The organism is Peribacillus sp. FSL K6-5616, from assembly GCF_038008245.1.
Classification (GTDB): domain Bacteria; phylum Bacillota; class Bacilli; order Bacillales; family DSM-1321; genus Peribacillus; species Peribacillus frigoritolerans.
The window spans coordinates 3231149-3243492 of the sequence record NZ_JBBOYT010000001.1 but is presented as its reverse complement, the minus strand read 5'-3'; the positions used below and the strand labels follow the sequence as shown (position 1 = coordinate 3243492).

Below are 12344 nucleotides of genomic sequence, written 5' to 3'. Positions count from 1 at the left end.
TAAATATTCTCAATAAAAATACCTTATTGTAGTTTATTTTTATTTTGATTTGAGAGGTGTATAAAAATAAGAGTTTTACATGTATGTGAATATACAAAAGGTGGCATAGCAACGTATTTAACAGAGGTGTTAAGGTATCAACAGAGTAGTGAAAAAATATCTAATGTCAGTGTTGTTCTTAGTGATTATGAAGTAAATAGAAATAAGTTTAGTGGTATAAATTCTTATTTTTATAATTATGTCAGAAAACCACAACACTTCCTTAGTGCAATTAATGAAATCAACAGAGTAATAAAAAAAGACCGTCCCGATATTATACATGTGCATAGCACGTTTGCAGGAGTGTTTACTAGATTACTTTTATTTTTTAAACGAGATAGACCCTTAGTGGTTTATTGTTCACATGGTTGGGCCTTTACTATGGATATCCCTGATTGGAAGAAAAAGATTTATGGGTATATTGAACGCTTCTTAGCAATAAAAACGGATCTTATAATAAATATTTCTAAAAGTGAATTAAAGCATTCTCTTATTTATAAGTTACCATTAAATAGATCATTGGTTATATACAATGGCATAAAAAATGAAGTCTCATCTGTAAGTGAACCAAATGTTAAATTAGATTCTAGTAAAATAAACATTCTTTTTATTGGACGCTTTGATAAACAGAAAGGACTAGATATATTAATAGATTTCTTTTCGAAAAATTATCTTAGTGATATTAGATTATATTTAATTGGGGATAATGTGTTAAATAAATCTACTTTAAAACTCCCAAGCAATATTATTTCCATTGGTTGGATTGATAATGAACTAATAGACAGTTATTATAAGATTTTTGATGCGGTTATTGTTCCATCTAGATGGGAGGGCTTTGGTCTCGTTGCAATTGAAGCGATGAGAAATAAAAAGGCATTAATTGTCAGTGATCGAGGTGCGCTTCCTGAAATTGTAAAAAATGGTGTGAATGGCTATATATTTAATATTGATAATTATGCTTCATTAAAGAACATTTTGTTAAACCTTAATAGAGAAGAGTTGGTATTGATGGGACAAAATGGATACAGTTTGTTTTTAAAGAGATTCACCAGTGAGCATATGAATAGTGAAATCATCAAACAATATGAATTACTCATTCAAAAAAAAGGGAAGAAAAAATCTTGAATTAATTTATCAGGGGAGCAAGATAAACAATTTATTTTATTAGAAAATGTATAATTAAAGTTCTCAAATGTAATTGAAAATAAAATTATATTCTTTCTTAATTTAAGATGTCTTATGTTGTGGCATTTTTAGTATATAATACCCGAATGATTGTGCTACACAATTCATAAGTACCAAGGATATCAAGCATCTTTCGGTGTAAAAAGTCTTGTCAATTATTTTCTAGGCCTTTAATAGTCTAGGTCAAAGGTTTATTCTAGAATTAGAATGATCACTGTTTTTTGCTTCCCTTGAGTATATATACTAATCGTTTTACTCTTTCTGGACTGGTAACTTCAAGATATTAGCCGTACAAGCTAACGTATACGACTCCCCAAAAAGGTAGTATAACAGATTGCCTTTTATGAGGGGAATCAATACATTTGATTAATTGAACCTTCCAATTTCTTGGCATATGAAGTATAAAAGAGGAATCTTAATGGAAAATAAAAATAAAAATAAAAATCGCTTATTTGGAAATATTATATCTTTACTAGTTTTACAAGGAAGTAATTATATCTTCCCTTTAATCACATTTCCATATTTAGTAAGAACTCTTGGAACTGACAATTATGGTATATTGGTATTATGTGTTGCTACCATGCAGTTTTTAAATATTTTTGTTGACTACGGGTTCAATATTTCAGCAACTAGAGATATATCCATTAACAAATATAATAATGAGAAAGTAAATGATATCTATAATCTAATTATGACAATTAAAATCACTCTAACCCTAATTGTTGGAATTGTATTTTTTATTATTATAGAAAGTCTACCTTTTTTTAATGATAGCAAAGTTGCTTTTCTGATAAGTTATTTTATTCTTATTGGAAATACCCTTTTTCCCATTTGGTTATATCAAGGTTTAGAACGAATGAAGTATATAACATATATTAATATTATTGCCAAAATTTTAGTGACTCTATTAATTTTTATATTTATAAGAGACTCCAATGATATTAATATCGCTGTTTTCTTTCAAACACTTTATTACATTATACCTGGGATATTTTCTTGGTTCTTTGTGAAAGTGAAGTTTAAGATAGATTATAAATTTATCATAGATATTCATAAAATAACCCATGAATTAGGAAAGAGTAAACACATCTTTTTGACAAACTTATGGATTAACTTTTATATTCATGGCCCTTTAGTTATTTTAGGCTTTATATCGGGAAATAAAGCAACAGGTAATTATGGTATCAGTCAAAAAGTAATGGGAGCTTTTATTGGTTTGTTCCAGCCGGTTAGTCAAGCTGTTTATCCATATTTATGTGAATTGTATGAAAGTAATAAGAAACAATTTTTTTTATTTAAAAAGAAATTATTGTTTTTAAGCTTTCTATTTTCCATATTAATTTCTTTACTGCTATTTATCTTTTCTTCACAGTTTTCAATAATCGTGACTGGAACAAATAACAACGAAATAAATCAATTAATTCGAGTTTTTTCTATAATTGTTTTCCTAGCTATAATGAATACAATAATGGCTCGAATTATGTACACAATGAATTTGCAAAAGAATTTAAATAAGAGTTATTCGATAGCTGCAATTCTTTTTATTATACTTTCGGTCCCATTAACAATATGGCTTCAAGAATTTGGTATGGCAATAGCTGTTATATTAGCAGAGGGTATCATTTTTGTATTAAATATTCGTAATTTAATAATGGTAAGACGAAGCAGAGGAGAAAATATATAAAGTTTTCTTGTACTAGGTGGCTCGTTGGTTTAACTCTTTAAATATAAACTATAATTATGGTAAATTTATTGAAATAAGGGAGACGTTGAAATTGATTAATATCACAGTAGCAGGGACTGGTTATGTTGGCTTAGTTACAGGTGTTTGCTTAGCTGAAGTAGGCCACAAGGTAACATGTGTAGATAACGTACAAGACAAAATTGATATATTAAATAAGGGGATATCTCCTATTTTTGAACCAGGACTCGACGAATTAATAGTTAAAAACTCTGAGTTGGGTAAACTAACTTTTACCACAGATTATCTAAGCGCTTATGCCGACTCGGATGTTATCCTTGTGGGTGTAGGAACACCTGAAAATGAAGATGGTTCTGCTAATTTAAATTACGTATATACGGTTGCACGCCAAATTGCTGAATCTATTGAACGTGATTGCTTAGTCGTAATTAAATCTACTGTTCCTATTGGTACAAATGAAAAAGTAGAATCCTTAATAAAAGAATACCTTAAAAATAATGTTAAAGTTGAAGTAGCTTCTAACCCAGAGTTTCTAGCACAAGGAACGGCAGTACGTGATACACTTTATGCATCGCGTATTGTTATTGGAGTTGAAAGTGATTCAGCAAAACAAGTATTAACAGATATGTATAAACCTTTTAATCTACCAATTCTCGCAATGAATCGGCGTAGTGCAGAGATGGTAAAGTATGCTTCAAATGATTTCTTAGCATTGAAAATTTCATTTGTTAATGATATCGCTAATCTCTGTGAAGCTGTAGGTGCCAACATAGAAGATGTTACGAATGGTATGAGTTATGATGAACGTATTGGAAATAAGTTTTTAAATCCAGGTATTGGTTACGGTGGTTCTTGCTTTCCTAAGGATACAAAAGCATTACACTGGTTGTCTGAAGAGGAAGGTTATATTCTACGAACGATAAAAGCAGCTATAGAGGTAAATGAAAAACAAAAGTTTAAACTAATAAAAAAGGCAAGAAAAGACTTTACGACTTTCAAAGGGTTAAAAGTTGCCGTTCTCGGTCTCACATTTAAACCAGGTACAGATGATTTGCGTGAAGCACCATCGATTCCTAATATTCGTTTATTATTAAATGAGGGTGCCGAGATTCATGTATATGATCCTGTTGGTATGAATAATTTTAGAGAGGTATATCCAACACAAGTTCACTATGAAGAATCAATTGAAAGAGCTCTAGAAAATGCTGATCTTTGCTTTATTTTTACGGAGTGGGAAGAAATAAAAGGTATGGATTTGAACTTATTTAACAAACTAATGAAAACTCCTTTTGTATATGATGGTCGTAACTGCTTTAGCCTAAATAAAGTAATGAATGTTGATATTAATTATCAATCTATTGGCCGCCCTTATATACAGGAATATAAAGTAAAGAGTGAGGTTTAATATGTACTTGGGATTTAGGTCTGCCAACAAACGGAATTTCTAAAGCAAAGTGGCTTTCCTTATTAACAGTTTTTGTATTATAATTACAACAATCTACTGCAACTTATAATAAACAGACAATAAGTGAGGGGAAATTAATGGCAATCTTAGTAACTGGTGGAGCTGGATATATTGGTAGTCACACCTGTATCGAACTGATAAATTCAGGATATGACATAGTGGTTGTGGACAATTTATCTAATAGTAAATTAGAATCATTACAACGAGTAAAAGAAATAACAGGTAAAGACTTAAAGTTTTATAATATTGATTTAATTGATAAAGATGAGCTAGATGTTGTATTTACTGAAAATACGATATCTGCGGTTATTCACTTTGCGGGTTTAAAAGCAGTGGGAGAATCAGTTAAGATACCGCTTCACTATTACCATAATAATATAACTGGGACTCTTATTCTATGTGAGACGATGAGAGAATTCGGGGTGAGAAAACTGGTTTTTAGTTCTTCTGCAACTGTTTATGGATTGCCAAATCGTGTGCCAATAAAGGAAGAATTTCCATTAAGAGCTACCAATCCTTATGGGAGAACAAAGCTAATGATTGAAGAAATATTACAAGATCTTTATGTTTCAGATCCAACATGGAGTATAGCTTTATTACGTTACTTTAATCCAATTGGTGCACATGAGAGTGGACAAATCGGAGAGGACCCTAACGATATTCCAAACAACTTAATGCCATATATCACACAAGTTGCTGTTGGAAAAAGGGAGCAGTTGAATGTTTTTGGTAATGACTATTCTACAAAAGACGGTACGGGAGTAAGGGATTATATTCATGTGGTAGACTTGGCAATGGGACATGTTAAAGCTCTAGAAAAGGTAAATGCTTTTAATGGGGTAGAGGCTTATAATCTAGGTACTGGTAAAGGATATAGTGTATTAGAACTTGTTGCTTCATTTGAAAAGGCAACCGGTGTCAAGATTCCTTATTCATTTGTGGATAGAAGACCAGGAGATGTAGCTGTTTGTTACTCTAATCCAGATAAAGCAAAAAACGAACTCGGATGGATAGCAACTAGAGGTATCGAAGAAATGTGCAAGGATTCTTGGAATTGGCAAAAAATAAATCCAGAAGGATATAGAGAATTGAGTTCAGCTCCTTTAAACAGAATATGATAAATGATTTCCAAAAGCGTTGCAAACATAAAAGAAAACAAAATATAATATTCGGAATTAACCAAGAACTAGGTTTAAAGGTTATTAATCTTTTTATTCTCATTGTAATTTTGTCAAGGAATATTGTGTTACACACTCTCAACCCTCATATTACAAACGGTTCCTAAAATTAATAAAAACGGTTATGGGATATCATTAAAAGGTTCTTCACTAATTTTGTGATACACACAGAATTCAGGCAAATAGTTAGCTGGATATGAGTTACCAACTATTATCCATCAGAAGAATAAGGGCTAGAATACCAGTTTAAACCTTCGAGTGTACTCTAAAATACACATGTTCTAATCCGTGAAGTTTTCTATACCATTTACTCGCTTTTATATTGTTGATATATAATTTTGTGTCTTTTGTTCGACATTTTACATGGTGTTTTAAAGTGATATAGCTCCTTCGTAGAATGATAGAAATGGGTGCCATCCTATTGGGAATTTCTGTATTGATTCATAATCTGGTGATTTATAAAAGTGTCTGAATATGTCTATGAATATCCATAAGTAAGATTTTCGTCAGTATCTAACAATTCACCTAGTTGTACTAGTTACTCTTTATATACTTTTTTATAGCTCTTTATAGTCATCCAGATATATTCTTACGGATTTTGATCTATTGAGTATACTTAATAATCTGTGCGTTACCAAAAACACTTTTGGTATGGCCCTAAAGTGATCTCACATGTCTACCACAACGTTATACCTGTTCATGATGAAGGACATTAAACGATAAGAGTTCTAATATTGAATCTAATACTGCCCATGATTGCTACCAAGTTATCAACTTAAAAAACGGTCTTCATACTTATGTCCCTTGTAAACAGCTATTTCATAGACTTAGCGTAGTTCTCTATACTCTTTACTTTTTTAGATGACAGTCTGAAAATCATTTTCCTTTTCTGGATATTTTTTGGTAAATTTAGTTCGCTGAGTAAGCAATCTAATAGGTATTTTCGGATTAATATCCTGAAATAGTCGTCCAGGACCTATACTTAGATAAGGAGACAAAAAAGGTAAGTGTAGTGCTGGTGTGCAATAGAATAAAAAGAAGCAGAATAAACCTCCTGTGCAATCAATATCTTTTGACTCAGACCATTAAGAAAAGGAGCATATAACATAGAGAAATCTCTCAATTTTCTTGTCCTTGTAGTGAACAAGTGTTGAGTGGAAGCTGCAATAAGTGCATCGGACTACTCCGGCTTTTTTCTAAACTTTAATAATAAGTGAAGAGAGAATTTTTGATTTGAAACCTAAAATTCTGAAAAATATAGTAAGTGGAAAACGTTGAAGACCTCCTTTTTAATTTGTATTTTGCTAACATTTTTTAAGGAATTCAAAAGTGTTTTCCTCTTTTGTGTTAAATCACAAAAAGTGATGGTAAATCCATTAAGGTGCTTGCGTATCTTATGATGTAATAAGTAAGGCACAGTTGAAGTTAGATTAAATGAATACTCCATTCAATAAGGATCATTCATGCTCAAACTTACTCAATGAAAACTACAACAAATCTAAACCGCATTATTTACTCTTGTATTTATCGTTACCACCTTTTAACTTAAGAATCCCTATTCTTATGATACTTAGTTGCCTTAGCAGGAATATACTGCTTTTTTTCTTTTTTTGAAGCGATAAGATTCCCCTTTAATATTAAAAATGACGGAATGTTAAAGGCGAAAATTTAGAATCTGTAGCCAACACATCACCACCAATTATTTTTTCCCGCATTCATGTTAAGATCCTAGCCTTGTTTTCATATACTATGGACAATGCTTGAAAAAAGATATTTGCTGTATGTTCTTCATCGATGACCAGGTAAATGGGGTCGGCTCGATTTGTTAACTAAACGATTGATCCTCCCTTTTGATTCTGCCTTTCGGCATTCTGATACCACTTCATAAGCCGTGAAAAAACTAGGAAGTGGATGATTGTGTAAGAGGTTTATAGCAAATATATGGCCAAATTGAGTTTTTCCAATACCTGTTAGAACTAATAGTACCATTTTCCTCATTTACGATGTACGAACAATCCTGGAGATGGTCTGTTTTTGTCTGAACTGAAATCCTCCTGTTTGGCAAACTTCTTTACTGTTCTAGAATCTCTTTCTCTTTGTAGGATCTTCGAATAGTTACTTTTTTTTTTGTTGCTACATATCTGATATATTTAATCTCGGGCACTGCCCAAATTAAATGTAATTACCTTCATTTTTAGTCTGCCTATCAAGTCCCTCCTGCCAAATTGTCGAAAAGCTGTACGGCGAACCTTCAAGGACTCTCCTACTCTCTCACTCCTAGTTAACTTAATGTACAATCGAGAAAATTCTTTTGTAATAATACAGATTGTAAGGCAACTGTATGGGAGTATTCTTTATGACCTGAAGATTGGGAAGCCCATTACTCTCTTTGACGGCCTTACAGTAGAAATGGTGAGGGATTGGCACAACGGGCACCTGTCCATTAAAATTGTTGTTTGCTCATTACCTGAAATCGGATAATACGGACATTAAGCATTAATTATTTTTATCCTCGGAGTAATGGACTCATAGAAGGACATGTCAATCTGTTGAAAATGATTTAACGACAAATTTAGGAGGTTAATGTCAATATCGGTTCACTTTTAGTTCTTCCGTAATTGGTGAAAGTCTAGAAAGCGTGTTTTCTAAAAATAGCTAATATTTTTTATAAGTAGAGTATTGGGTAGTATTGGGTTGGTATATGACTTTATTGCAAAGTAAATCGAAGTTTGCCCTCTAGTGTTTTCTTCTCAAACCGAGATTGTTGACTTGGGGGCTAAAGCGTATTATTCATCATAACTTAACGGAGGAGTTCGGACAGATAAAACGTATTTAGCTTGGATTAATGGAGTAAACGCTATACAAGTCAAATGTAATGTGAATTCCATACATTAGCATTACTAGTTAATCGATTTTTAGAAGCAAATGAAAAAGAGATGCTCAATACCTTTTAAGCAAATTGAGAAACTTGAATTTATTAATTTTGGGCGAGTTAAAATATATACCTTTAGATATACATAAAAAATGGGTAGAATTATTATTTCAAAATATTTCTATATGTAATCAAACTAAGTATCATTATGACGACGAATCTTCATATCTGTAAATTTAATCACATTTATGGATAGTTAATCCTAATGGATCAGTCATTCATAATTCTCATTTAATCGTAGTTAAAGGCGATTAAATGAGAATCAGTAATTTAGTAATTTAATTGTTGGCAAGTGGATACATTTTTGATCGCCCAAGGAAGGTTAAGGGTATCGGTAAGAGTCGGCCAGAAATGAAAGTACAAATGTACATCCATAGTAATGAGACAAGTCACTGATTTCCTATTTTTATAGAGCTTTTATGAATCTATTTCCCAAACCTCCTGAGGTAATTGTCTTCTACTATAATTAACCCAAAAGTCTATCACCTAAATAAAAGGAAGAACCATACCAATTTGTACACCTATCTATATTTTTGAACTCAACTTATGCTTTTAAAAGTAAAAAATTTGTTTTGCTTTCTTTCTATACTTAAACCATTTCGAAAAATAGATCATCAAAATTTAGAAAAGCGTTATTTTGATTTCCATCATATGAAATTAAATTAAACTCCACCAATAGGTGAGTAGCCCAACGTGGTGGATTATATACAATTTTACTATCGCCAGTAGAAGTAACCTTAATCCAATCTTTTTGTTTTGCAACGCCTATACTAATAGTAGAAGAAGAGTTAATATATTGAGATTTTAAAATCTTAGGTGCTTGTATATCTGATGTAATAGATAAATTAGCCCAATTAAAGTCAGCTTCAATTGAACCTCCGTTGCCTGCTGTATTTAATTTCGCAATATTCCATTCAATGAAAGGGTATTTTCTTTTATGGTCAAACCTACTCAATGGAAAAGCGACAACAAATCTAGCTGCATTGTTAACACCTGTGTTTTTAGATACTTTTAATGATTTATTTCCTGATTTATAATTAGTTGTATCTAATTCTAATTTCATGTTTGTAGAATTCCATCTGTCAGTGATTGTTCCTGTGTCTCTACTTATCCATATTAAGTCAATAATACTATCTGCTTCAAAACCACCATCCATTAGAGAATTGTGTGACTTTTGTATCTTATTGAGACTAAAACCATGCTGGTTATTGGTATTACCGATAATAACTTCATGAACTCCTAAATCAGATGCAAATTGTCTCGTTGTTGTTCTGAGATTGTGCATCTTTATATCTTCAAATAGAGAATATCCATCACCTTCAACCATATATGAATTAAGTGGAGTATTGGAACCTGTGTTTAGTAACCAACCTCCCTTTACAATTAGTGTCGCTCCATTCCCTGATACTTGAAATGGTGTTTCTATCATTTGATCATTATGAAACTCAAAATGGCAAGCATCCATAAAAGTAACACCATTAGTAGACTTAACAATACCCTTTTTATTAAAATCAAAAGAACATGACTTCATGTGTAACGACCCTTGATTACTGTTATTCAGTACGCTGTAAGCCCCCCCAAAACTACAGTCGATAAATGTAAGCCGTTCCCCATAATTGGTTTTACGACCAGGTATGTGAATTGCGTACTCACCTACGAAAACGCAATGCAGGAAAGATAAAATATAAGCGTTGGAAGAAAAATAAATAGCTGATTCAAAATTTTGTGAACGCATACCAATAAACATAAAGTCGGCACAGTTAGTAATCAAAACTCCTTTGCTTCCTATAATACCTTGTCCTTCACCTTCTATGAAGATGCCCAAGTTCACAGCTTGAATGTTATTATTGGTTGCATAAGTGTCTCCTGTATTCACTTTTAGTGCGGTTAAAAAACCGTTTGTTCCCATTCCTTTTGTTTTTATTTTTGAGCCTCTTGCGTCCCATTCTACCCATTTTGGATTGAAATTTATTGTGGATTTGATAGTGTAAATAACATCAGAGTCAAACTTAATTCTAATTCTTTTTTGGTAAAATGGTGATTTTTTATCATTGTACAGAGAAAATGCTTTATTTATGGCAGGAGCCCAATCCCCATTTACTACATATTCTTCAAATTCCGAGATAGATAAATTATTTTTTGTTCTTTGCGCAGTTTTCGCTGACTGTCCGGTTAATTCCTCAATTTCATGAGCAATAGAATTCGAGTCGTTGCCTTTACTTACTAATACCGTATTTTCACCCTCTTTTTTTACTGTATAGCCAAAAATAAAGGCAAAAACAAATAGTAAAAAATTCTTTATGAAGTTTCTTCGTTTCAAAGTAAATTCCTCCTTACTTAAATATACTAATATCATTTATTGGTGGCAATAATTCCTTTCTTGAAGTTATCATTCATTATATGTATATGTTAATGTAATGATTTTTGTTCTATCATAAACAGCGGTAGTGTTTAAATGGTGTAAAAGACTCACTCACTTTATCCAATAAGAGGAAATCTGTTTTTCCTCTTATTGGATAAAGTGGGTCTTCACCAAAGATATTAGTATGTAGCTTATCACATGAAAAAAAGAGTTCCCCTTAAGCTTAGGTTACAACACCAAACCAATGTAGGGAGAGATTCTGCTTGTTTATTAGGTTTATCATTTATTTGATTAATCTTCTAAATTTCCATCTTCTTAAAATGGTAAAACTTTCGAATAGATGAACAGCTTATCTTGATCCATCTCCTCAGTCTTTTCTTTGCCCTTTTTAAAGGTAAAAGGTGTGTAATAAACAGGGGGAAAGAAGGGTTTTAAGGCACCGAGTGATTCAACATTTCGAGTTATTCATGTCGATAATCCCGTTTTTATCAACAGTGTATGTCATAAAATATTAGGTAGAGGGTAAAATGGGAGGATATTCCCTATTTAGGCAAACCACATGTATAAGGCTATTCCTGATGCACACACAACAAGCCGAAGTATTGGCCCATCACTTATTTTCAAAGAAAAAGGAACGATAATCCAGGATCTACAGCATACCCGTAATCGTTTGATGCATAGTTATGTATTAATGACCATCGTTGAACAGTTTTTGAGCAAGTAGATTTGGGAAAGGCTTCCCTTGAAGAAATACGAAAATAGTATGCTAATCAGCAATGAAGTATTAAAAGAAGGTGTAGATAGAAGTTAGCAAATGAAGTCAGCGATGTTAGCCAGTATGTGAAACATAAACGCCAAGCGGACACTAACATGACCATAGACGCTCCCAACTTAATTACCTATCTTGATGAATATGATCATTTATTTGAGTTTCATAGACAAACCCGTGATGTGAAGGAGTATTTAGAAATTCTTAAAGGATAATCATCGTGAGCCAATTCTATTTTTACGTTCTTTACGTTAATAAGAAACCGCCAATTACTTACAAACTCTTATTCAGAAAGCTGAAGTCATTCATTTAAATGGTGATAGCTAACAGTTGAAAAATCGTTCTACAATTTACGAGTCAAAAGGTTTTCAATAATAATAAACAAAAACTGTGCTATTAAATTTTACAGCCGCCTTTATTGGTGTTCGTAAAAACTGGCAGACTGTGAAAGTATCAGTCATAATTGCTATAAGATACATCCAACAAAGTTACAGGTCGAATATATTTAATGTTAATTCCACATACATGATTGGGGCGCTGAAAAGTTTATTTCTCAATTTACCATTTTTGTTTATACCGTTTGAATAGAATTAGTCATACATGTTCAGCGAATCTACCCGAAATTTGGAAACCATAGTTCTTAGATTTCCACCTTTAATAGAATTAGCTTTGAGCAGGTAATCATTTAAGCAACCTGTGTATAGGTAGTTCA

General features: G+C 32.0%; 5 protein-coding genes. 4 read left to right on the top strand and 1 reads right to left on the bottom strand.

The window, feature by feature from the left end:
* Positions 1-60: 60 nt before the first annotated feature.
* The 4 genes from MHB45_RS15510 (at position 61) to galE (ending at position 5509) form a co-directional block, all read left to right on the top strand.
* Entirely contained in the window at positions 61-1164 is a 1104-nt protein-coding gene (locus MHB45_RS15510) for a glycosyltransferase family 4 protein (protein WP_340908159.1), read from the top strand.
* Between the two features lie 478 nt (positions 1165-1642).
* Positions 1643-2908, top strand: a complete 1266-nt coding sequence (locus tag MHB45_RS15505; RefSeq protein ID WP_340907983.1) for an oligosaccharide flippase family protein — start codon at positions 1643-1645, stop codon at positions 2906-2908.
* A gap of 91 nt (positions 2909-2999) precedes the next feature.
* On the top strand, positions 3000-4331 hold the full coding sequence (locus MHB45_RS15500; protein WP_340907982.1) for a UDP-glucose dehydrogenase family protein: 1332 nt from the start codon (positions 3000-3002) through the stop codon (positions 4329-4331).
* A gap of 137 nt (positions 4332-4468) precedes the next feature.
* Positions 4469-5509, top strand: a complete 1041-nt coding sequence (galE, locus tag MHB45_RS15495) for a UDP-glucose 4-epimerase GalE (protein WP_340907981.1) — start codon at positions 4469-4471, stop codon at positions 5507-5509.
* Between the two features lie 3581 nt (positions 5510-9090).
* Here the strand turns inward: galE and MHB45_RS15490 are convergent.
* Positions 9091-10821 carry a hypothetical protein gene (locus tag MHB45_RS15490; RefSeq protein WP_340907980.1) on the bottom strand — a complete coding sequence of 577 codons (1731 nt, stop codon included), beginning with the start codon at positions 10819-10821 and terminating at the stop codon, positions 9091-9093.
* Positions 10822-12344: the final 1523 nt, after the last annotated feature.

Coding starts and splice junctions, on each gene's coding strand:
- MHB45_RS15505 (WP_340907983.1), top strand. CDS start 1,643: ATGGAAAATAAAAATAAAAATAAAAATCGCTTATTTGGAAATATTATA.
- galE (WP_340907981.1), top strand. CDS start 4,469: ATGGCAATCTTAGTAACTGGTGGAGCTGGATATATTGGTAGTCACACC.